The 23494-nt window shown below is 59.2% G+C and carries 16 protein-coding genes and 2 pseudogenes; 6 read left to right on the top strand and 12 right to left on the bottom strand.

The annotated features are described in order from the left end of the window. Positions 1–95 precede the first annotated feature (95 nt). The 6 genes and pseudogenes from V476_RS04415 to V476_RS26640 form a co-directional block, all read right to left on the bottom strand. On the bottom strand, positions 96–797 hold the full coding sequence (locus V476_RS04415; protein WP_003314433.1) for an ABC transporter ATP-binding protein: 702 nt from the start codon (positions 795–797) through the stop codon (positions 96–98). Beyond that, a complete protein-coding gene (gene livG, locus V476_RS04410; protein ID WP_003314434.1) occupies positions 798–1565 on the bottom strand; it encodes a high-affinity branched-chain amino acid ABC transporter ATP-binding protein LivG in 768 nt (255 codons plus the stop codon). After that, positions 1562–2827, bottom strand: coding sequence for a high-affinity branched-chain amino acid ABC transporter permease LivM (locus V476_RS04405; protein ID WP_003314435.1), 1266 nt, complete (start codon positions 2825–2827; stop codon positions 1562–1564). Before V476_RS04405 ends, livG begins: the two co-directional genes overlap by 4 nt. Beyond that, complete coding sequence (gene livH, locus V476_RS04400) at positions 2824–3747, bottom strand: high-affinity branched-chain amino acid ABC transporter permease LivH (protein ID WP_003314436.1); 924 nt, start codon at positions 3745–3747, stop codon at positions 2824–2826. The genes V476_RS04405 and livH overlap by 4 nt, the downstream gene beginning before the upstream one ends. A gap of 227 nt (positions 3748–3974) precedes the next feature. Then, positions 3975–5099 (bottom strand): branched-chain amino acid ABC transporter substrate-binding protein, encoded by a 1125-nt coding sequence (locus tag V476_RS04395; RefSeq protein WP_003425596.1) that lies wholly within the window; start codon positions 5097–5099, stop codon positions 3975–3977. A 75-nt stretch (positions 5100–5174) separates the two neighbouring features. Further along, positions 5175–5426: pseudogene (locus tag V476_RS26640) on the bottom strand (hypothetical protein); the annotation flags it as partial. Between V476_RS26640 and V476_RS04390 the strand changes: the two are divergent. After that, complete coding sequence (locus V476_RS04390; protein WP_024960386.1) at positions 5425–5730, top strand: DUF2288 domain-containing protein; 306 nt, start codon at positions 5425–5427, stop codon at positions 5728–5730. The pseudogene V476_RS26640 and the gene V476_RS04390 sit on opposite strands and share 2 nt — an antisense overlap. Positions 5731–5879: 149 nt before the next feature. Here the strand turns inward: V476_RS04390 and V476_RS04385 are convergent, their stop codons facing one another. Both V476_RS04385 and rapA read right to left on the bottom strand, forming a co-directional pair. Then, the gene (locus V476_RS04385) at positions 5880–8171 is read right to left on the bottom strand and encodes a putative bifunctional diguanylate cyclase/phosphodiesterase (protein ID WP_024960385.1); all 2292 of its coding nucleotides are present in this window, start codon (positions 8169–8171) and stop codon (positions 5880–5882) included. A gap of 240 nt (positions 8172–8411) precedes the next feature. After that, positions 8412–11258 (bottom strand): RNA polymerase-associated protein RapA, encoded by a 2847-nt coding sequence (rapA, locus tag V476_RS04380; RefSeq protein WP_003425586.1) that lies wholly within the window; start codon positions 11256–11258, stop codon positions 8412–8414. Positions 11259–11491: 233 nt separating this feature from the next. Between rapA and V476_RS04375 the strand changes: the two genes are divergently transcribed. Both V476_RS04375 and V476_RS28550 read left to right on the top strand, forming a co-directional pair. Continuing rightward, a complete protein-coding gene (locus V476_RS04375) occupies positions 11492–11833 on the top strand; it encodes a hypothetical protein (protein ID WP_003348204.1) in 342 nt (113 codons plus the stop codon). Between the two features lie 100 nt (positions 11834–11933). Further along, a complete protein-coding gene (locus V476_RS28550; protein WP_003314444.1) occupies positions 11934–12092 on the top strand; it encodes a hypothetical protein in 159 nt (52 codons plus the stop codon). Positions 12093–12303: 211 nt separating this feature from the next. Here the strand turns inward: V476_RS28550 and V476_RS04365 are convergent, their stop codons facing one another. Both V476_RS04365 and V476_RS04360 read right to left on the bottom strand, forming a co-directional pair. Beyond that, complete coding sequence (locus tag V476_RS04365; protein WP_024960384.1) at positions 12304–13953, bottom strand: pectate lyase family protein; 1650 nt, start codon at positions 13951–13953, stop codon at positions 12304–12306. A gap of 173 nt (positions 13954–14126) precedes the next feature. Then, positions 14127–14597, bottom strand: a complete 471-nt coding sequence (locus tag V476_RS04360; RefSeq protein WP_003314447.1) for a MaoC family dehydratase — start codon at positions 14595–14597, stop codon at positions 14127–14129. A gap of 368 nt (positions 14598–14965) precedes the next feature. Between V476_RS04360 and fadD2 the strand changes: the two genes are divergently transcribed. Both fadD2 and fadD1 read left to right on the top strand, forming a co-directional pair. Further along, positions 14966–16654: a long-chain-fatty-acid--CoA ligase FadD2 gene (gene fadD2, locus V476_RS04355; protein ID WP_024960383.1), complete on the top strand. Its 1689-nt coding sequence runs from the start codon at positions 14966–14968 to the stop codon at positions 16652–16654. A 354-nt stretch (positions 16655–17008) separates the two neighbouring features. Further along, the gene (gene fadD1 / locus V476_RS04350) at positions 17009–18700 is read left to right on the top strand and encodes a long-chain-fatty-acid--CoA ligase FadD1 (protein WP_024693515.1); all 1692 of its coding nucleotides are present in this window, start codon (positions 17009–17011) and stop codon (positions 18698–18700) included. A 108-nt stretch (positions 18701–18808) separates the two neighbouring features. Here the strand turns inward: fadD1 and V476_RS29260 are convergent. After that, positions 18809–18940, bottom strand: a pseudogene (locus V476_RS29260) (IS110 family transposase); the annotation flags it as partial. A 32-nt stretch (positions 18941–18972) separates the two neighbouring features. After that, positions 18973–19218: a type II toxin-antitoxin system Phd/YefM family antitoxin gene (locus V476_RS04345; RefSeq protein WP_003402372.1), complete on the bottom strand. Its 246-nt coding sequence runs from the start codon at positions 19216–19218 to the stop codon at positions 18973–18975. A 173-nt stretch (positions 19219–19391) separates the two neighbouring features. On the opposite strand from V476_RS04345, the gene hrpA reads away from it, so the two are divergent. Further along, positions 19392–23303, top strand: coding sequence for an ATP-dependent RNA helicase HrpA (gene hrpA / locus V476_RS04340; RefSeq protein ID WP_024960382.1), 3912 nt, complete (start codon positions 19392–19394; stop codon positions 23301–23303). Positions 23304–23494 lie beyond the last annotated feature (191 nt).

Below are 23494 nucleotides of genomic sequence, written 5' to 3'. Positions count from 1 at the left end.
ATACATCGTTTAAACGAACGCCTTCGCGAACAAGCGAAGCGTCGCCCGATTCGCTCCTGCAAAACCGTTTCGGCCTCTCGGGACGTGGCGTACGCTTACCCGCCCAGATACGCGTCCCGCACTTTCGGATCGACCAGCAGTTCTTCACCTGTGCCTTGCATGACCACGCGGCCGTTTTCCAGTACGTAGGCGCGGTCGGCGACTTTCAGGGCCTGGTTGGCGTTCTGTTCGACCAGAAACACCGTCACGCCATCGCGGCGCAGCTGTTCGACGATCTCGAAAATCTGCTGGATGATGATCGGCGCCAGACCCAGTGAAGGCTCGTCCAGCAACAGCAACTTGGGCTTGCTCATCAGTGCACGACCAATGGCCAGCATCTGCTGTTCGCCGCCGGACATGGTGCCGCCGCGCTGATTGAAGCGTTCCTTGAGGCGCGGAAAGAGGTGCAGAACCTTGTCCATCTGTTCCTGATAATCCTCTTTTTCCGTGAAGAAGCCGCCCATCGCCAGATTCTCTTCAACGGTCAGACGCGCAAACACCCGGCGGCCTTCCGGCACCACGGCAATGCTCTTGCGCATGATGATCGACGACTCCAGCCCGACCAGTTCCTCGCCCATGTAGCGAATACTGCCGCTTTGGGCGCGCGGTGAGCCGCACAGGGTCATCAACAGGGTGGACTTGCCCGCGCCGTTGGCGCCGATCAGGGTGACAATTTCACCTTGGCGTACTTCCACGTTGACGCTGTGCAGCGCCTGGATCTTGCCGTAGAAGGTGGAAACGTTTTCGAACTGCAGCATTTACGCTTCCCCCAGGTAGGCTTTGATCACATCGGGATTGTCACGAATCTGTTCCGGCGTGCCATCGGCCAGAGGCGTGCCCTGATTGATCACCACGATGTGGTCGGAAATGCTCATCACCAGTTTCATGTCGTGCTCGATCAACAGGACCGTCGCGTTGTGCTCGCTGCGCAACACGCCGATCAGTGCTTTCAGATCATCGGTTTCCCTGGGGTTCAGACCCGCTGCCGGTTCGTCGAGCATCAGAATGCGCGGACGCGTCATCATGCAGCGGGCGATTTCCAGGCGGCGTTGCTGACCGTAGGCCAGCGTCCCGGCAGGGCGGTTGGCGAATTCCCTGAGGTTGACCGCTTCCAGCCAGTGCTCGGCGTAGTCCATGGCTTCACGTTCGCTGCGGCGGAACGCGGGCGTCTTGAACAGGCCGGACAGGAAGTTGGTGTTCAAATGCCGGTGCTGGGCAACCAACAGGTTTTCCACGGCGGTCATTTCCTTGAACAGGCGCACGTTCTGGAACGTACGCACCACACCCTTGCGCGCGATCTGGTGGCCAGCCAGGCCCTGGATCGGCTCACCGTCCAGCAGAATCGTGCCTGCGCTCGGCCGGTAGAAACCGGTCAGGCAGTTGAAAACTGTCGTCTTGCCGGCACCATTGGGGCCGATCATCGACACAACCTGCCCCTGATTGACGGTCAGGGCAACGCCATTGACCGCCAGCAGGCCGCCAAAACGCATGCTCAAGCCAGTGGCTTGCAGTAATGGGCGGCTCATTTCGGCAGCTCCGCTTTCAATTTCATTTCGGGGCGCTGCATCGGCAGGAAGCCTTGTGGACGCCATATCATCATCAGCACCATCAGCGCGCCGAACATCAGCATGCGGTAGTCACTGAACTCACGCATCAGCTCAGGCAACAGGATCATTACGATCGCCGCCAGAATCACGCCCAGTTGTGAGCCCATGCCACCCAGCACCACGATGGCGAGGATGATTGCCGACTCGATGAAAGTGAACGACTCCGGAGTGATCAGACCCTGACGTGCAGCAAAGAAGCTGCCCGCGAAACCTGCGAACGCAGCGCCAAGGGTGAAGGCCGAGAGCTTGATCACGGTCGGGTTCAGACCCAGTGCGCGGCAGGCGATTTCGTCTTCGCGCAAGGCTTCCCAGGCCCGTCCGATCGGCATGCGCAGCAGGCGATTGATGACGAACAACGCCGCCAGCGCCAGCAGCAGGGCGATCAGGTAGAGAAAGATGACCTTGTTGATCGAGTTGTACGGCAGGCCGAAGAACTCGTGGAAGGTCTGCATGCCCTCAGCGGCCTTGCGCTCGAAGGTCAGACCGAAGAGGGTCGGCTTTTCGATGTTGCTGATGCCGTTCGGACCGCCAGTGATATCAGTCAGGTTGCGCAGGAAGATACGGATGATCTCGCCGAACCCCAGCGTCACGATGGCCAGGTAGTCGCCGCGCAGACGCAACACCGGAAAGCCCAGCAGGAATCCGAACAGCGCCGCCATCAATCCCGCGATCGGCAGGCAGATCCAGAAGCCGAGCCCGTAATAATGCGACAGCAGGGCATAGCTGTAGGCGCCGACGGCATAGAAACCGACATAACCCAGGTCAAGCAGACCTGCCAGGCCGACCACGATGTTCAGGCCGAGGCCGAGCATCACGTAGATCAGGATCAGCGTGGCAATGTCCACCGCGCCGCGCGACCCGAAGAATGGCCAGATGAAGGCCAGCACGATGAGCGCCGCAAGGCCCCAGCGCTGGGTTTTCGGCTGGGTCAGGAAGTCGCTGGTCTTTTGCGGGATCAGCGGCTTGTCGGAGCCGCGACGCAGGCCGCTGATCTGCTCGGCAAACAATACGCGCAGAAACAGCAGGACCGAACACACGGCAATGATGGTCAGGGTCAGCGGGCTGGCGTTCTGCACTTGCAGGGTGACGCCGGAAAAAGCCAGTTTCAGGCCGAACACCGGGTAGGCCACGGCCCAGACCAGTAAGGCGCTGAACAGCGCCTGTTTGAAAGACTTGCTCATACTTTCTCAACCTCCGGACGACCCAGAATGCCGGTCGGTCGGAACAGCAGCACCAGGACCAGCAGGCCGAAAGCCACGACGTCCTTGTACTGATCACCAAAAATGTCGGCACCGAAGGCTTCGGCGACGCCCAGCACCAGGCCACCGAGCACAGCACCCGGGATCGAACCGATACCGCCCAGTACCGCAGCCGTGAAGGCTTTCAGGCCGACGAGGAAACCGGCGTTGGGGTTGATCACGCCGTATTGCATGCTCAGCAGCATGGCGGCGACGGCGGCCAGTGCAGCACCGACCACGAAGGTCAGGGCGATGATGTTGTTGGTGTTGATGCCCAGCAGATTGGCCATCTTCATGTCCTCGGCGCAGGCGCGGCAGGCGCGGCCCATTCGCGAGCGGGAGATGAACAGGGTCAGGCCGGTCATGGCCACCAGGGTGACGACGAACACCACGATCTGCATGTAGGAAATCAGCACTTCCTCTGCGCCACCGGGCCCGAACGAGAGGCTGCCGGGCAGCAGGTTGGGGATGGCGAAGTTGCCCGAGCCTTGGGAAAGCTGGACCGAGTTCTGCAGAAAGATCGACATGCCGATGGCAGAAATCAGTGGAATCAGACGGTTGCTGTTGCGCAACGGACGGTAGGCCACGCGCTCGATGCTGTATCCGTAGGCACTGGTCACGATGATCGCAGCGGCAAAACCGGCAATCATCAGCAACGGCAGGCTGTGAATCCCCAGCATCGCCAGACCGGCGAGGGCCATGAAAGCTACATAGGAACCGATCATGTACACCTCGCCATGGGCGAAGTTGATCATTCCGATGATGCCGTACACCATCGTGTAACCGATGGCGATCAATGCATACGTACTGCCAATGGTCAGGCCATTGACCAGCTGCTGCATGTAGTGGAATAACTCGGGCATTTACCGCGCTCCTAAAAACCTGATCTGCATTTCTCTGACCTGCGCCGGGGTGGCATTCTGTCGATGCGTAGCCTGTTGCGCTATCAAGGAACCGCTATTGACGGTTTTAAGATTTTCAGGGGGCCTCGTGCACGCCGTTCGGGTCGCCGAAACGTGCGTACGGGCCTGGATTCGTAAAACAAAGCCCACTGCGCTGGCAGTGGGCTTTGAGGGTTGACGCAAGCAGCTTATTTGGCGGCTTCGGTCTTGGGTTTGCCGAAGTGCCACTCGTAGACCACGAACTGGAAGTTCTTCAGGTCACCTTTTTCGTCGTAGCTCAGCTCGCCCATTGGCGTCTTGAAGGTACCGGCATGGATGGCAGCAGCCACCTTGGTGGTGTCTTCGGACTTGGCGGCAGCGATGCCGTCAGCAATGACCTGCACGGCGGAGTAGGACGGGTACACGAACGGGCCGCTCGGGTCCTGGCTCTTGGCCTTGAAGGCTTCGGTCAGTGCCTGGTTGGCCGGGTCCTGGTCGAAGGATTTTGGCAGGGTGACCAGCAGGCCTTCCGAAGCATCACCAGCGATTTGCGAGATCGACTCGTTGCCGACACCTTCAGGGCCCATGAACTTGGCATTCAGGCCTTTTTCCTTGGACTGACGCAGGATCTGGCCCAGCTCAGGGTGGTAGCCGCCGTAGTAGACGAAGTCGACGTTGGCCTGCTTGAGCTTGGCGATCAGCGACGAGAAGTCCTTGTCGCCAGCGTTGATGCCTTCGAACAGTGCAACCTTGACGCCTTTTTTCTCCAGCGTCTGCTTGACGGCTGTTGCGATACCTTCGCCGTACTGCTGCTTGTCGTGGATGACTGCAACGATTTTCGGCTTGGCGACGTCGGCAATGTAGTTGCCGGCGGCCGGACCCTGGGCGCTGTCCAGACCGATGGTGCGGAACACCAGTTTGTAGCCGCGCGCGGTGATTTCCGGGCTGGTGGCAGCCGGGGTCACCATGATGATGCCTTCGTCTTCGTAAACGTCGGAGGCTGGCTGGGCGGAGCTGGAGCAAAGGTGACCGACCACGTATTTCACGCCGTCGTTGACCACTTTGTTGGCGACCGCAACGGCCTGTTTCGGATCGCAGGCGTCATCGTATTCGACGGCTTCAAGCTTTTTGCCATCTACGCCGCCTTTGGCGTTGATCTGCTCGATGGCCATCTTGGCGCCATTGAACTGCATGGTGCCGTATTCGGCGACAGGGCCGGTCTTGGGACCGGCGATGCCGATCTTGATGGTGTCAGCTGCGAACGAATGGCTGGCAACCCCCGCCATAACCAGTGCGGCAAACAGCCTTGAAAGCTTATTGGTACCCTTAGTCATGATGCTCCACTCTTGCGTTGTAGTTTTTATAATCCTGATGGCCAAGGCTCCAGGACCGATTCGATCACCGGTTGTCCCACGCCGCCAACTGTACCGGAACAGTTTAGAGCGCGGTTCGCTGGCTTGGAAAGCCGAGCGTCTGGGGACAAACCTGTGGGTGTCGCTTAATCGAAAGAAAGTTACAGAATCGAACCGCTTGAGCGTCTGAAATCACTTCAGATCCATAGGGTTATCTGCACTTCCCTGCGATAAATCGCCTGCTTCTGGGCTTGCCGGTGGGAAAGTCAGCGCTATCATTGCGCCGATTTTCTTTTTGGTGAAACCCATGACGCAAGAACCTAGCACCCTCTATGCCAAACTGCTTGGCGAAACCGCCTCAATCACCTGGACTGAATTGCAACCATTCTTTGCCAAGGGTGCCCTGTTGTGGGTCGAGTTGCCTCTGGATTTGATCGAAGTCGCCGAGGCAGTGGCCGAAAATGATGCAGCCAGGGTGTCTGCATGGTTGGCTGAGGGGCGGGTTGGCAAGGTGTCTGAAACCAAGGCGCTTGAGCTGGTGGAGACAGATCCGCTGCTCTGGGCTGTAGTAGTGGCACCTTGGGTTTTGATTCAAAGCAGGGCGCAGGATTGATTTGCGCACCAGTCAGGTGCCGCGCGGTTTTCCGGAGTGAGTTGGAAGGTAACTTTTCGGCAGCCCGCGTAGCGTAAAAACCCACCTTGCAGGTAGCGGTTCCGCGGGCTGCACTGTTTCTTTAGGCGGTGGAGCCGTGCGCCGCCCCCTCAGGTACGGACAGGTCTGGGACTGGCGAAATCGTCATTGTCACGCAGTTCGGCAAACACATCAGGAATGGCTGGTGTTTCGCTGTCCGACTCCTCGCTGTGCTGTTGTGGCAGGGCAGACCAGCGGGTAGTGGGCTCGCGCTGGTTCATCTGTCTGGCTAGAGGCAGGATGCGCTCCAGCGGCTGGGGCCTGCTGAACAGATAACCTTGTACGTAATCACTGCCAAACTGCCTGAGAAACTCCAGTTGATCCTGGGTTTCGACGCCTTCGGTCACCACTTTCAAGCGCAACGTATGCGCCATGACGAGGATTGCCTGAACGATTTCCATGTCCTGCGGGGACTGCGGAATGTCGATAATGAACGAACGGTCGATCTTCAGCGTGTCCAGTGGCAGTCGCTTGAGATAGGCGAGCGACGAGTATCCCGTGCCGAAGTCGTCAATCGACAGTGAAACACCCAGGCTGCGAATGTGCTTGAGCATCTGGATGGTATTGCTGATGTTGCCCATCAAGGCATTTTCGGTCACCTCCAGTTCAAGCTGTCCAGGTGCTGCGTCAGCATCGGCCAGCGCCCGTTCAACCTCTTCGACCAGTTCGTTGCGGCCCAGCGTCAGCGCTGAACAGTTGACGGAGATGATCAGCTGTTCCAGCCCTTCCTGGCCTAGAGTGCGCAGGTCGTGACAGGCGCGGCGCAGCACCCAGTTATCCAGCTCGGCAATCAGGCCGTTAGTCTCGGCAATGCTGATGAAGCGTGCGGGTACCAGCAGGCCGTGGTGCGGGTGATTCCAGCGTACCAGCGCCTCGAGCTTGGCAACGTGGCCAGTGCGCATGTCGACAATAGGCTGGTAATACACCTGCAGCCCCTTCCCCTCGCGCAAGGCATTGCGCAGTTCTTCTTCCAGTTGCAGTTCCAGACTGGCTTTGGTCTTGAGCGCCGGGTTGAAGAAGTTGACGCCGTTGCGCCCTTTGTCCTTTGACTGGTAAAGCGCGAGGTCCGCGTGCTTGAGCAGCTCATCGCAGGTCGAACCATCACGCGGGAACACGGCAATGCCGATACTGGTGGTCATGACCATGCGCCTGCCTGCCAGCGCGATGGTCTCCTTCATTTTGTGCATGACTCGATGAGCCAGATGTCTTGCCTCTTCGTAGTCCGGAATGCTCAGCAGAATGCAGAATTCGTCGCCGCCGAAACGCGCAACCACGTCCTGGGCACGTGTAGCGCTGCGGATGCGCTCGGCGATCACCTTGAGCAGCTCGTCACCCGCGTCATGGCCCAGGCTGTCGTTGATGCGCTTGAAGTGGTCGATGTCAAGGAACATCACCGCAAGCATGCCTTTGTTGAAGGTGTGCTCCTGCAGCTTCTCGGCGAAGATCTGATTGAAGCCGCGACGGTTGATCAGGTTGGTCAGTGGGTCGTAATGTGCAACCTGCTGAAGCGAGACGCGTGCCTGATCAAGCTGGCTGAGCAGCACATTGACCCGTTGCAGGTCATGCTCCTTGCCTTGCAGTTTCTTGTCGGCCATTGCTGCACTGATGCTGCCGGCGATGATCAGCAGGGCGATGGCTGCGATGGTAAGCCCCAGCTGTTGGCTGTTTTCGGTAGTTGGGCCGTGCAGCGCAACGCCTTCTGGTATTACCAGTTGCAGCGCCTTCATGCCCATCAGGTGCATGGTCAGCAGGCCTGCGCCCAGCAAAAGGCTGACCGCGTAACGGAACATCTGATGAAACATGCCGCTGTACTGGCGCAAGTGCCGGGACAGGGTCAGGAGCGCAATGCTGGAAAGAACCGCCACCAGAATCGACAGGGCAAACATCCGCGGCTCGTAGTACTGCGTGGCAGTGGAGCGCATGGCCGACATGCCCAGGTAGTGCATGACACTGATGCCAATCCCCATCACCACTGCGCTGATCAGACAGCGCTTCAAGGTCAGCTCGGGGATAGTCAGCGCTCGCATGGCCACCAATGCGGTGATCAATACGATCAGCAGGGAAATCAGCGTGATGGAGAGGTCATAGGCGATTTTGAGGGGTGCCTGGAAGGCCAGCATACTGATGAAGTGCATCGCCCATACGCCACCGGCCAGGCAAAGCGCGCCCAGCGCTTTCCAGAGGCGACGACTTTTGAGGGCGTCGACCTGGATGACACGGTCCGCAATGTCCAGCGTGGCAAAGCACGCAGCACAGGCCACGCCGTAAGCCAGCGCGACCAGAAACAGGTTGTGACTACAGTCGATCAACAATTGCACGTCCGCTGGTGGGGCAGCGAATACGTTCAAACCCAGCCAATCCATAGCTTGCCCTATTCTCACTGCAAGGGCGCCAAGGCTGAAGGCCTGGCGTTCTAGGCTGAGTATAGAAGCTGTTTACATCCTGCCAATACACGAGGTGCCAATTTGGCATCAAAGTGATGGCTGGCGCGTCTGGACTCTATGCTTGGGAGGACGCAGAGCGTCCGGAAAGGCATGCCCACGCGGAGCATGGGCACGATAGGGGGGCGGATATCGCGTGGCAGGTGGGTGTGTAACCGGCCCTCAGCCTGCGACCAGTACCCGGATCGCTTCCAGACGCAGGGCCGCTTTTTCAAGCATGGCCAGACCCTGTTCACGTTGAGCGCGCAGAGCCACCAGTTCACTGTCGCGCACGGTCGGGTTGACCGCTTGCAATGCCGTCAGGCGGGCCAGTTCTTCTTCGGTATCGGCTGCCAGACGGCGCTGCGCTTCGGCAACGCGCTCTGCGTGTTTCGGCGTGATTTTCTCTTCTCCCGCGTTGATCCTCGGGGTCAGTTGGTCACGTTGCGCCTGAATGAACTTGTTGGCGCTGGCACGGGGTACGCTTTCGAGCTGATCATTGAGCGTGTTGAACGACACACGGCTGGCCAGATCGTTGCCATTCGGGTCGAGCAGGCAGCGCAGCGCGGCAGGCGGCAGATAACGCCCCAACTGCAGCGAGCGCGGCGCAACCACTTCGCTGACGTAGATCAGTTCCAGCAGAACGGTGCCCGGCTTGAGTGCCTTGTTCTTGATCAGCGCCACGGCGGTGTTGCCCATCGAACCGGACAGCACCAGATCCATGCCGCCTTGCACCATCGGGTGCTCCCAGGTGATGAACTGCATGTCCTCGCGGGACAGCGCCTGATTGCGGTCGTAGGTGATGGTCACGCCTTCGTCGTCGCCCAACGGGAAGCTGGCGTCGAGCATCTTTTCACTCGGCTTGAGGATCAGGGCGTTTTCCGAATGGTCCTCGCTGTCGATGCCAAACGCGTCGAACAGGGTTTCCATGTAGATCGGCAGGCTGAACTGATCGTCCTGATCGAGGATCGCTTCGACCAGCGCTTCGCCTTCGCCAGCGCCGCCGGAATTGAGTTCCAGCAAACGGTCGCGACCGGTATGCAGTTCGCTTTCCAGGCGCTCGCGTTCGCTGCGGGCTTCATCGATCAGTGTTTGCCACTCGTCGTCGTCACCGCTTTCCAGCAGCGGCAGCAGGCGCGGGCCGAACTGATGCTGCAGGGCGTTGCCGGTCGGGCAGGTATTAAGGAACGCGTTGAGCGCTTCGTGATACCACTGGAACAGGCGGGCCTGCGGACTGGTTTCCAGGAACGGGACGTGCAGCTCGATGGTGTGCTTCTGGCCGATCCGGTCCAGACGCCCGATACGCTGCTCCAGCAAGTCCGGGTGCGACGGCAGATCGAACAGGACCAGATGGTGGGAGAACTGGAAGTTGCGGCCTTCGCTGCCGATTTCCGAACAGATCAGCACCTGGGCGCCGAACTCTTCGTCTGCAAAGTAGGCCGCTGCACGGTCGCGCTCGAGGATGTTCATGCCTTCGTGGAACACCGTCGCGGGGATGCCGGAACGCACACGCAGCGCATCTTCCAGGTCCATGGCAGTTTCGGCGTGGGCACAGATGACCAGCACCTTGACGCGCTTGAGCATTTTCAGGGTATCGATCAGCCAGTCGACGCGGGGGTCGAAGCGCCACCAGCGCTCTTCTTCACTGACTTCCGATTGCGACTGGAAGCTGACTTCCGGGTAAAGATCGGCATGCTCGCCGACCGGCAATTCGAGGTATTCGACAGGGCAGGGCAGCGGGTATTGATGCAGCTTGCGCTCCGGGAAGCCCTGCACCGCGGCACGGGTGTTGCGGAACAGCACGCGGCCTGTGCCATGACGGTCGAGCAGTTCGCGAATCAGACGCGATTTGGCTTCTTCGTCGCCGGTATTCACCGCGGCCAGCAGCGAATCGCCTTCGGCACCCAGGAAGCCGTGAATGGTCTCTTGCGCCGCAGCGGACAGCTTGCCCTTGTCGAGCAACTCCTGAACGGCCTGAGCCACCGGGCGATAGTTCTCGCTCTCGGCGCGGAAGGCCTTGAGGTCGTGGAAACGGTTCGGGTCCAGCAGGCGCAGACGGGCAAAGTGGCTGTCCTGGCCCAGTTGTTCCGGCGTCGCGGTCAGCAGCAGTACGCCGGCAATGACTTCGGCCAGCTGTTCGACCAACGAATATTCGCGGCTGGCCTTGTCTTCGTGCCAGACCAGGTGGTGCGCTTCGTCAACCACCATCAAGTCCCAGCCCGCCGCAAACAGGGCGTCCTGGGCTTTTTCGTCTTCGACCAGCCATTCCAGGGCAACCAGCGCGAGCTGGGTGTCTTCGAACGGGTTGCCGGCATCGCTTTCCATGAAACGCTCGGCGTCGAACAGCGCAACCTGCAGGTTGAAGCGGCGACGCATTTCCACCAGCCACTGGTGCTGCAGATTTTCCGGAACCAGGATCAGTACGCGGTTGGCGCGGCCCGACAGCAGTTGGCGATGGATCACCAGACCGGCTTCGATGGTTTTACCCAGGCCCACTTCGTCGGCCAGCAGAACGCGTGGCGCGATGCGGTCCGCGACTTCGCGAGCGATGTGCAACTGGTGGGCGATAGGCTGTGCGCGCACGCCACCCAGGCCCCAGAGCGAGGACTGCAATTGACGGCTGGTGTGCTCGAGCGTGTTGTAGCGCAGCGAAAACCATGACAGCTGGTCGATCTGGCCGGCGAACAGACGATCGGTCGCCAAGCGGAACTGGATGAAGTTCGACAACTGGGTTTCCGGCAGCGTGACCAGTTCGTTCTGCGCATTCAGGCCGTGGTAGACCAGCAGGCCATCGACATCGTCGACTTCGCGAACGGTCATTTTCCAGTTTTCGAAGTGCGTGATCACGTCGCCAGGGGAGAAGCGCACTCGGGTCAGCGGCGCGTTACGCAGTGCGTACTGACGTGTTTCGCCAGTGGCCGGATAGAGCACGGTCAACAAGCGGCCGTCCTGTGCCAGAACGGTGCCCAAACCCAGCTCGGCTTCGCTGTCACTAATCCAGCGTTGCCCCGGTTGATACTGCTGCGCCATGCTGCCTGTCTCCCGCTTGAAAAAGCTGAGTATGTTAACGGAACGCGCCCCGAAGGCCAAAGGCAGCGTGAAAAAACTCATGGTCAGCGCCGGAACCTATCGAATTTTTGGTTCCATGACACTTATTTCACTGAGAGGAGTCAAAAAAGATCTTATAAACCATCACTGGCTATTTCAGCCCGGTTCAAGTTGCCTCGTGCACGGCCGACACCCCGGTAAGAGGAGATAAAACCATGCTGCAACCTATGCTTCCGTTAAGTGTGGTGCCAGTGACATCACAGCTGGATCCGGCCAAACGCATGCCGGACATTCCACCTGTCGCGCCAGTGCAGCAGAGCTCCAGCGAGACCTCCATCGACCTGCGCAATGAAGATACTGAACGCAGCGCGTTGCTGTTGCGTGAAGAGCAACAGCGCCAGCAGCAACAGCAGCAGGCTCATGGCGGTGGAGAAGCCGAGGAATACGTGGGGCTGGTGGTTCCGGGTGATTCGCTGAACGCCGACAATACCGTACCCGTCGTACCGCTCATCGACGACGAGCCGCGTCAGGGGCTTTGGGTGGATATTCAGATCTGATCGCTGCACCGCCCATGTCTGTACGGGTCACGGGACTGGTCAGGGCTGCTGCGATTGAGCATTATTGGCCCTGATTTCCCGTGTTCGAGAACCGCAAGCCATGAGCGACGACGCACAACTGATCGACCTGGGCGCCGAGCGTGCCAAGCGTATCCACGATCTGAATGACAAGCGCCTCAATGAAGTACGCAACGCCTTCGAGCAGGCCATGCCGTTGAGCAAGCAGAAAAAGTCCGGCAAAAAGCCCAAGAAGCGCTGACCCAGCCTCCACGCTCCTGATCTGATCAGTTTGGTTTCACAACAGCTGATCTGGATCAACTCGCCTTTATGCACGCTGCCTTAGTCTTGTTCCATCGGATGCGCTGTAGGCGGACACGCGCCTACCTGCATTCAATGAGCACGCAAGGCACTTGGGGCGACTTCGGTCGCCCTTTTTTTCGTCTGCATGCCACGCCCTGCATCGAGCGCTATCAGTTCACGGTGTTGGCGCCGGCATGGGCCAGGTCATAGGCTCTGGCGGCTTCGGCGGTCTTGATGTCGCTCTGATAGCTCGGCGTCCAGGCGGTCACCGCTGACTTCTGGGTGAAGCTGACATTGCTGCCGATGTCCTTGAAGTGCGCATCGCCATAGTCATCCAGCACGCCGGAGTTGCTGGCCTTGTCGGAAACATCCACTCCTTTTGCGAAATAGTTGGCCTGCGAAAGGATGGTCGCATCCCCCGTCGCGGTAAAGCCAAGATGGAAATTGTCGATCGAGTTGTTATAAGCATGAAATAGCCCATGACGCATCAATCCGGGTGCTCGTACATCAAGGTTGCTGAACACGTTGTTGGCAATGGTCATGCGCGGGTAGCCCTTGTACTCGGCCTTGGCTTGAGCGGAGTCGTCCGGCTGACCGAGAATCACGCCATATTCGTTGTTCTGGAATTTCGAGTTGGTCAGGCTGACGTTGTCTGCCGTTCCGCCGACATAGAGCAGCTTGTCCAGACCTTTGGGGTTCTGATCCTTGGTGCCTGAATAGGTGTTGTGGTCGATCCAGTATTTCTGACCGCTGCTGATGAACATCTGCATGTCACCGTTTTCGCGATAACGGCTGTCGTGGTCGAAGTTCAGGTTCTGGAAGATGTCATTGCTGGCGGTCTTGCCGCTGGCCAAGTAGATGTTGTGCAGACTGTTGCCCTTGTCGGTGCCGAGCAGAGTCTTGTTGGCGCCAAAGTTGATGGTCACTTTGCTGTCGGCAGACAGATTGGCCCCCAGTTTGACGGTGCGGGCTTTATCGTCCTCCATGTACTTCTTGAGGTCCGCCACGGTATTGACCGTAACGACTTCGCCACCGTTACCGCCGGTGGTGTTGGCCTCTTTGGCGAAACCTACGATGCCGGACATGTCCGCGCCCTGGCCATGCGCTGCCGGGGTCACGGTTTTCGCTGCTTTAACCGTGTTATCGGTCTTGGTGGTGTCCGTCGAGGTTTTCGGCAGGGCAGGGTCATTGACCACTGCCGGGTTTACCGCATCGGGCCTGGCGGGTGTCTTGTCTGGAGTGGCACTGCTTCGCTCGGCCGTCCGGTCTGCTGTTTGTGACGGCGTAGCGGACGTCGGCTCTGTATTTTTTTGCAGTGATACAGGTTTTTCTGAAGGGTGATCGTTCTGCACCACAAAGGGTTTTTCTGCGTTGCCCTGAGGTGTCGAAGGCGACGAGGAAGAGGAAGAGGAAGAGGACGAGGGCGATGGCGATGGCGAGGGCGATTGAGCGAGTGTCGGCGTCTGGGCGCGTTGAGTCTGTGCAGGCCCAGAGCCGTTCTGTAGATTGCCTTCCAGCAGAGAGAGCAGGCTGTTGAGGATGTTGCGGATCGCTTGCACAAGTTTGTTCAGTACCTGCTCACCGTTGCCACCCAGCATGTTTGAAGACGTGCTCGTGTCAGTCGGCTGGACTCTGGAGCCTAGTGTATTCAGCGAAGAGTGCGGGCCATTGGCCTGCTGTGTCAGGCCGAAGTCGATCAGGTTGCTATTGTGGCCCGGCTTGATGCCCTGACCTTGAAGCTGCAGTTGATCGGTCTGCGCCGGAGCATCCTGCGCAGGAGTCCCGGAGACGGGGTAATAGTTTCTGTTGATCGTATTCATGGCTGATTTCCCCGCCTGTGGGATGAACAATTCGTGATCCGGATAGGGAGTGCTACTGGTTCCCTGAGTGGAAAGCGCAGGAAAGCAGTTCCGGGTGCATCATGAATTTTTGTTCAGGCCACTGGCGAGTCGGTCGGTCGTGCGCGCTGCGTGGCGCACGCCCGTGCGCGGTATCAGCCGAAAGTGATCTCGGGCAATACGGTCAGGTCGACGGTCTGCTGCTTGCGCGGGGCGAGAATCTCGGCTTCGCCGTCCACAACCAGCTCATCGTTCTGATTGAAAACGCGGGTGGCGATGCGCACGCGGAACTTCGGCAGTTTTTCCAGGATTTCCAGGCGCACCGTCAGGGTATCGCCCAGTTTTACCGGCTTGAGGAAGGTCATCTGTTGACCGATATAGATGGTGCCGGGGCCAGGCAACTCGCACGCAACCGCCGCACTGATCAGCGCGCCGCTGAACATGCCGTGGGCAATACGCTCCTTGAACATGGTCTTGGAGGCGTATTCGGCGTCCAGGTGGACCGGGTTATGGTCGCCAGACATCGCGGCGAACAGCTGAATATCACGCTCTTCCACTGTCTTGCTGTAGCTGGCGGTCTGACCGACTTCAAGGGCTTCGTAAGGCGTGTTGGTGACTTGAGTCATGTGGCTGTCCTGACAATAAAAATGAATTGAAGCGCGCCGGTTCGTGCAACCCGACCTGGCCTTGATTTGTAACACTTGATGACCTGTCGCCGCCAATGCGCGGACAAGATCATTCAGACGCTTGCTGGCGCTCCCCGGATCACATTCAAGGCAAATAATAAGCAAACGTCGTGTGAATACGGCTACTGCGCTATCGGGCAGGTGTCTTTACCAGCCCGATTGCCGTGCGCAGTGTATCGCTGGCGACAGATTTCAGTCTGAACAGAGACAAGATTCATGCTGCTGATGAGGCCCGGATGATGATTTGCCTGAGGTGCTTTAACTGCTAACGTCCGCTCAGACCTATGCAGGGAAAAGGGATAAAAATAATGCAAGCTGACTTCTGGGATGACAAGCGTCCGGCGGGTGTCGACGCCGAGGTGGATCTGCAGACCTACCAATCGGTCGTCGAGGTGTTTGAGCGCTGCTGCAGGAAATTCGCCGACCGACCTGCGTTCAGCAACATGGGCGTGACGCTGACCTACGCGGAACTCGAGCGTCACTCCGCCGCCTTCGCCGCGTATTTGCAGCAGCACACGCAACTGGTGCCGGGTGACCGCATTGCCGTACAGATGCCCAATATCCTGCAGTACCCGATCGCCGTATTCGGTGCGATGCGTGCCGGTCTGACGGTGGTCAACACCAACCCGTTGTACACCGCGCGCGAGATGCGCCATCAATTCAAGGACTCCGGCGCCCGGGCGCTGGTCTATCTCAATCTGTTCGGCAAGCTGGTGCAGGAAGTGCTGCCGGACACGGCCATCGAATACCTGATCGAAGTGAAAATGGGCGACATGCAATCGGCTGCCAAGGGCTGGCTGGTCAATACCATTGTCGACAAGGTCAAGAAGATGGTCCCTGAATTCCATCTGCCTCAGGCCGTCGGCTTCAAGCGAACGCTGCGCCTGGGGCGCGACAGCCGCATGCAGGTCGTGCCGCGAGGTCTGCAGGATGTTGCCGTTCTGCAGTACACCGGTGGCACCACGGGGCTGGCCAAGGGCGCGATGCTCACCCATGGCAATCTGGTCGCCAACATGCAGCAGGTCTATGCCTGCATGCGTCAGCAAGGGCCGCAAGGCGGATCGCTGTTTGAAGAAGGCAAAGAGGTGATGATCGCGCCGCTGCCGCTCTATCACATCTACGCGTTCACGGCGAACTGCATGTGCATGATGATCAGCGGCAATCACAACATTCTGATCACCAACCCTCGCGATATCGGCGGCTTCATCAAGGAACTGGGCAAGTGGAAGTTCACTGCCATGATCGGCCTCAACACACTCTTCGTTGCGCTCATGAACCATCCGGAATTCAAGAATCTGGATTTCTCGGCGCTGAAAAGCACCAACTCCGGCGGCACTGCACTGGTCAAGGCCACGGCCGAGCGCTGGGCGCAGATCACCGGCTGCATGATCGTCGAAGGGTACGGCCTGACCGAGACGTCGCCTGTTGCCAGTGCCAATCCCTACGGCACTCTGGCGCGCTTGGGAACCGTGGGCATTCCCGTGCCCGGCACCGCCATGAAAGTCATCGATGACAATGGCATCGAGTTGCCTTTCGGCGAGCGTGGCGAGCTGTGTATCAAAGGGCCGCAGGTCATGAAAGGCTACTGGAACCAGCCTGATGCCACAGCCGAATGCCTGGACGCCGAAGGCTGGTTCAAGACCGGTGACATTGCCGTGATTGGCGCTGACGGGTTCGTCAGTATCGTCGACCGCAAGAAAGACCTGATCATCGTGTCCGGTTTCAACGTCTACCCCAACGAAATCGAAGACGTGGTCATGGCCCATCCGAAAGTCGCCAACTGCGCCTGCATCGGCGTGCCGGACGAGCGCTCGGGGGAGGCCGTGAAGCTATTCGTGGTGGCGCGAGACCCGGGGCTGAGCATCGAAGAGCTCAAGGCCTTCTGCAAAGAGAATTTCACCGGCTACAAGGTGCCCAGGCAGATCGTTCTGCGTGATTCATTGCCAATGACCCCGGTGGGCAAGATTCTGCGCCGCGAGCTTCGGGACATTGCCTGACCCTTTAATCGTCTCCATCTGTGTACCTGACCCCGTTTGCAGATCGCTGCAAACGGGGTCGATTTTTTCCGGAAACAGGCGATTATGCTGAGGGGCCGCTCTGGTCCGGTGCTTTTGAGGCAGTGATGAGGTTTTATTAAATGTATTAAAAGTGACCAGATGTGATTTTATGGTCTTATTAGTGACTGTCTGGCCTTCTTATGCCTCTAGTCGGCCTTTGGCAAAGCTGCTACTCTCGGCGCGCTTTTTGATCAGTCATAAAGCGGAAAAAGCGTCTACTGCATAATTCCAAGCACAAGAAAATCATCGCTTCAGGCGATGTGAAGAATTCGCTATCGCTACGGAGCCGACTGAATGATTGATAACTTCTGGAAGGACAAGTACCCGTCCGGTATCCCTGCCGATATCAACCCCGACGAGTACCCTAACGTCCAGGCGGTCCTGAAGCAGTCCTGCCAGCGCTTCGCCGACAAGCCGGCGTTCAGCAACCTGGGCAAGACCATCACCTACGGCGAACTGTATGAGTTGTCCGGCGCGTTTGCCGCCTGGATTCAGCAACATACCGACCTGCAGCCGGGTGACCGTATCGCCGTGCAGCTACCCAACGTATTGCAGTACCCGATTGCCGTCTTTGGCGCGATTCGCGCCGGGCTGATCGTGGTCAACACCAACCCGCTGTACACCGCGCGGGAAATGGAACACCAGTTCAACGACTCCGGTGCCAAGGCGCTGGTGTGCCTGGCAAACATGGCCCACCTGGCCGAGAAGGTCGTACCCAAGACGCAGATCAGGCAGGTGATTGTCACCGAAGTGGCCGACATGCTGTCACCGTTCAAGCGCTTGCTGATCAACAGCGTCATCAAGTACGTGAAGAAAATGGTCCCGGCCTATCACTTGCCCAAGGCCGTCAAATTCAACGATGTACTTGGCAAGGGCCGTGGTCAGCCAGTGACCGAGGTGTCGCCTGGCAGCGCCGATGTTGCCGTGCTGCAGTACACCGGCGGCACTACCGGCGTGGCCAAGGGAGCAATGCTCACGCACCGCAACCTGATCGCCAATATGCTGCAATGCCGGGCGCTGATGGCGTCAAATCTGGACGAAGGCTGTGAGATCATCATCACGCCGCTGCCGCTGTATCACATCTATGCCTTCACCTTTCATTGCATGGCGATGATGCTGCTCGGCAATCACAACATCCTGATCAGCAACCCGCGTGACCTGCCGGCCATGGTCAAGGAACTGTCGAAATGGAAGTTCAGCGGCTTTGTCGGCCTTAACACGCTGTTCGTGGCCCTGTGCAATAACGAAGGCTTCCGCAACCTCGATTTCTCGGCGTTGAAAGTCACCTTGTCCGGCGGCATGGCCTTGCAGCAGGCCGCTGCCGAGCGCTGGAAGCAGGTGACGGGCTGTCAGGTCTGCGAAGGCTACGGCATGACCGAGACCAGCCCGGTGGCCACGGTCAATCCTTCTCAGTACGTGCAGATGGGCAGCATCGGTATTCCGGTACCGTCGACCCTGTGCAAGGTCATCGACGATGCGGGCAACGAGCTGGCGTTCGGTGAAACCGGCGAGCTGTGCATCAAGGGGCCGCAGGTCATGAAAGGCTACTGGCAGCGCCAGGAAGCGACCGATGAAATGATCGACAGCGAAGGCTGGCTGAAGACCGGCGACATCGCGATCATCCAGCCTGACGGCTATATCCGGATTGTCGATCGCAAGAAAGACATGATCCTGATCTCCGGTTTCAACGTGTACCCCAACGAACTGGAAGACGTACTGGCGACGCTTCCCGGCGTGCTTCAATGCGCGGCGATCGGCGTCCCGGACGAGAAGTCGGGCGAGACCATCAAGGTCTTCGTGGTCGCCAAACCGGGCGTCACCCTGACCAAGGACAAGGTCATGGAGCACATGCGCGCCAACCTGACCGGCTACAAAGTGCCGCGCAGCGTCGAATTCCGCGACGTGCTGCCGACCACCAACGTCGGCAAGATCCTGCGTCGCGAGCTGCGTGACGAGGAATTGAAGAAACTGGGTGTGAAGAAGTAAGAGCAGGCCCGAAACCGGATTGACGTTCATTTCCACGCCAGGCGCTCATCGTTATATAAAAATCTCGATGAGTGCAGAGCAGGGCTTTTGTAGATAATCTGTTCACGGTCAAGCTTTTATCAGGTGCTTTTCGCTGAAAAGCTTGGCTGTGTCAAAATCTTCTCCAGCGTGCATGCACGCCCACAAACCCGTCAGATATTTACGCATGACAGCACAGATGGCCTGTATTTTCCTTTTCCCACTCCTTCAAGGCCGAGGGCAGAAATTCAAGCTCAAAGGTCATCTATATCTACCGACACCGGCTTTTCATGTTGGCGAGATTTGATCAGCTCGGCCAGATCAAGGTCATCAAGCCTCTCCATCATTGCTTCAAACACCTCGGCAGGGACCATGTAGCCCATGACTTTATTGTGATTAAGGACGGCCACAGGTAAACCATGAGCGCCACTCAGGACCGCTGACGGATTTTTCTTGAGTTCAGAGACGCTGACCGCGACATCTGCAAGGATGCTTTGCATGATTTAGGACTCCAGTTAGTGCTAAATTTTGGTCTTTTTTGATGCGCTGGTGCAAGAGAGAAGATGCTGCGTCGTTGCCGTCATAGACCGCCCAATCCTCAGACCATCGTCACGACCCACCGCAATCTGCGACAATCCGCATCTGCCATTTGAAAAAAGACCCTGCGCGCCTGATGACCGACGAATCGCCCTCTATCGACCAACTTCTGAAAAACCTCGACCAAGCGATGATCAGCGAACGTCATCGTCTGCGCCGTCAGTTGCACGACCTGCGCAAAAAGCCCGACGAGGCGAAGCTGGCGCAGTGGGTTGCGCGCGTGCAGGCATCCTGCGCGCAGGTCACGGCGCGGCGTGAAAGTGTCCCGGCGATTCGTTATGACGATAACCTGCCCATCGCGGCCAAGCGTGACGAGATCAAGGAAGCGCTGCTCAAGCACCAGGTGCTGATCATTGCCGGCGAGACTGGCTCCGGGAAGACCACCCAGTTGCCGAAGATCTGCCTTGAAATCGGTCGCGGTCAGCACGGTCTGATCGGTCATACCCAGCCGCGCCGGATCGCCGCCCGCAGCGTGGCCAGCCGGGTTGCCGAGGAAATCGGTACGCCGCTCGGTGCGCTGGTCGGCTATCAGGTGCGTTTCGAGGACCAGAGCGACAGCAACACCCTGATCAAGCTGATGACCGACGGTATTCTGCTGGCCGAAACCCAGCACGACCGCTTTCTCGAGCGCTATGACACGATCATCGTCGACGAAGCCCACGAACGCAGCCTGAACATCGATTTCCTGCTGGGTTATCTGAAGACCCTGCTGCCGCGTCGTCCGGACCTTAAGGTCATCATCACTTCCGCGACCATCGACCTGCAGCGCTTTTCCGAGCACTTCAACGATGCGCCGGTGATCGAAGTGTCCGGGCGTACCTTCCCCGTGGACGTCTGGTATCGCCCGCTGACCAGCGAGCAGGACGAAGACGGCAACAGCGTTGAAGAGGACCTGACCGTCGATCAGGCGATTCTGGCCACGCTGGACGAACTGGCGGCCTTCGAGCGCAGCGAGCGCAAGAGCCCAGGCGATGTGTTGGTGTTCCTGCCTGGCGAGCGCGAGATCCGCGATGCCGCCGAGGTGCTGCGCAAGGCGCAGCTCAGGCACACCGAGATTCTGCCGCTTTACGCGCGCCTCTCGCCGGCCGAGCAGCAGCGTATCTTTCAATCGCACCCTGGTCGTCGCGTCGTACTCGCTACCAACGTCGCTGAAACCTCGCTGACTGTACCGGGCATCCGTTACGTGATCGACACCGGTACGGCGCGCATCAGTCGCTACAGCTATCGCGCCAAGGTCCAGCGCCTGCCGATTGAGGCGGTGTCCCAGGCCAGTGCCAACCAGCGCAAAGGCCGTTGCGGACGGGTCGAGCCCGGCCTGTGCGTGCGTCTGTACAGTGAGGAGGATTTCAACGGTCGGCCGGAATTCACCGACCCCGAGATCCTGCGCACCAACCTGGCCGCGGTCATCCTGCAGATGCTGCACCTGCGCCTGGGCGAGATCACCGACTTCCCGTTCATCGAGCCGCCGGACGGCAAGGCGATCAGCGACGGTTTCAACCTGTTGCAGGAGCTCTCGGCGGTCAACCGCGAGAATCAGCTGACCCCGTTGGGCCGCCAGCTGGCTCGCCTGCCGGTGGACCCGCGCATGGGCCGCATGCTGCTGGAAGCGGCGAAGCAGGGCAGCCTGCAGGAAGTGCTGATCGTCGCCAGCGCCATGTCGGTACAGGACGTGCGCGAGCGCCCGCCAGAGCGTCAGCAGGCTGCGGATCAGGCTCACGCGCAATGGAAGGACGCCGACTCGGACTTCGCCGGGATGGTCAATCTGTGGCGCGGCTTCGAAGAGCAGCGCCAGACCCTGACTGCCAGTCCGCTGCGTAACTGGTGCCGGCGCAATTTCCTGAATTACCTGCGCCTGCGTGAATGGCGCGATTCCCATCGGCAATTGAGCCTGATCTGTCGCGACCTGCAACTGACGGTCAACAAAGAGCCGGCCGATTACCCTAAGTTTCACAAGGCTATTCTTTCCGGTCTGCTGAGTCAGATCGGGCAAAAGGCCGACGAGGGCGATTACCTCGGCGCACGACAGCGGCGCTTCTGGATTCACCCGTCCTCCGGATTGGGCAAGAAGCGTCCACAGTGGTTGATGACCGCCGAACTGGTGGAAACCACCAAACTGTACGCGCGCATGGTCGCCAAGATCGATTCGGACTGGATCGAGCCGCTGGCCGGCCACCTGATCAAGAAAAACCACTTCGAGCCGCACTGGGAGAAGAAGCGCGGGCAGGTCGTGGCGTTCGAACAGATCACGCTGTTTGGCCTGATCGTGGTGGGCCGTCGCCCGGTGCATTTCGGACCTATCGACCCGGTGGTTTCGCGCGAGCTGTTCATTCTTGAAGGCCTGGTGCGTGGCGATATCCTGTCGCGGGCCAAGTGCCTGAGCGCCAATACCCGCTTGCTGGAACAGCTCGACGAGCTGGAAGCCAAGGCTCGACGCCGCGATATTCTGGCTGACGAAGACACCCTGTACAGCTTCTACGAAGCTCGCATTCCGGCCGAGATTCATCAGACGGCCACCTTCGACAGCTGGTACAAAACCGAAAGCCAGAAGAATCCGCAGCTGTTGATCATGCGCGAAGAGGACGTACTGGCGCGCGAGGCCAGCGAAGTCACCGCCGCGCAATATCCGGACACCCTGCGGCTGGGCGACCTGAGCCTGTCGCTGAGCTACCACTTCGAACCCAATCACCCGCGTGACGGCGTGACCTTGCGTGTTCCCGCGCCGTTGTTGCTGTCGCTGCCTGCCGAGCGTCTTGAATGGCTGGTGCCGGGGTTACTCGAGACCAAGTGCATTGCGCTGGTTCGCAACCTGCCCAAGGCGGTGCGCAAGAACTTCGTGCCGGTCCCGGATTTCATCAAGGCGGCGTTGCAGCGCATCACCTTCGGCGAGGGCTCATTGCCTCAGGCGCTGGGCCGTGAACTGCTGCGCATGACCGGTGTAAGGGTCAGTGACGAAGCCTGGGCCGAGGCGGCACAGCAGCTTGAAGGTCATCTGAAGATGAATCTGGAAATCGTCGATGGCAGCGGCAAGTTTCTCGGTGAGGGGCGCGATCTGGCCGAGCTGACGGCGCGCTTTGCCGAGGCGAGTCAGGCCGCGCTGGCCGTGCCGCAAACCGCGAAAAGCCAGCAGCCCGTGCAGGCCAAGGCCTTCGCTGCGGTGGCGCAGAAAACCCAGCAGAACATCGCCGGGCTGTCGATGACGGTTTATCCGGCGTTGGTCGAAGAGGGCGGAGCGGTCAAGGAAGGCCGTTTCTCGACCCAGGCCGAGGCCGAGTATCAGCATCGCCGCGCCTTGCAGCGTTTGCTGTTGCAGCAGTTGGCCGAACCCGCCAAGTTTCTGCGCAACAAATTGCCGGGGCAGACCGAACTGGCCTTGCTTCATCGCGAGCTGGGGCGCATCGATGCGTTGATCGAAGACATCCTGCTGGCCAGCCTCGACAGTTGCGTGCTGGAAGGTGAAGCCGAGTTGCCGCGCGACGGTGCCGGCCTGCTGTCGCTGGCTGAGCGCAAGCGCGCCGACTGGACCGAGCATGCCGAGCGGCTCGCGAAGCTGACGCTGGAAATTCTCAAGCTGTGGCACGGTCTGCAAAAGCGCTTCAAAGGCAAGATCGACCTGTCCCAGGCGGTGGCGCTCAACGATATCAAGGCGCAACTGAGCAAGCTGGTGTACCCCGGATTCGTCCGCGAGACTCCGGCGGTATGGCTCAAGGAGCTGCCGCGTTATCTGAAGGCCATCGAGATGCGTCTGGAAAAACTGCCGTCTCAGGTGCAGAAGGACCGGGTGTGGAGCATCGAGCTGGCAGGTCTGTGGACGCAATACCAGGCACGCGCCGACAAGCACGCGCAAGAAGGCAAGCGCGACCCGGAACTGGCGCTGTACCGTTGGTGGATGGAGGAATACCGCGTCTCGCTGTTCGCCCAGCAACTGGGCACGAAAATGCCCGTGTCGGACAAACGGTTGAGCAAGCAGTGGAGTCAGGTGGAGAGCTGATCTGCTGCTTCCTGTCACGAAGTGAAAGGCGTCTATCGTGCCTATATTCATTGGCCCGATAGCGCCAAAACCGGGCTCTGTGGCACACTCCGCGCCTGTCTTCACCGTGTCATGAAATGCTGCTCCCGGTTACGGGCAGCTTTTACAGTCGCACTGGTACGCAGGTCCCAAAAAGCAGTGGGCCTTCAGTT

Origin of the sequence: Pseudomonas syringae KCTC 12500 (genome assembly GCF_000507185.2) — a bacterium.
Lineage (GTDB): Bacteria > Pseudomonadota > Gammaproteobacteria > Pseudomonadales > Pseudomonadaceae > Aquipseudomonas > Aquipseudomonas syringae.
Note: the sequence above shows the minus strand (reverse complement) of the source record. Positions and strands in the feature narration are given on the sequence as shown.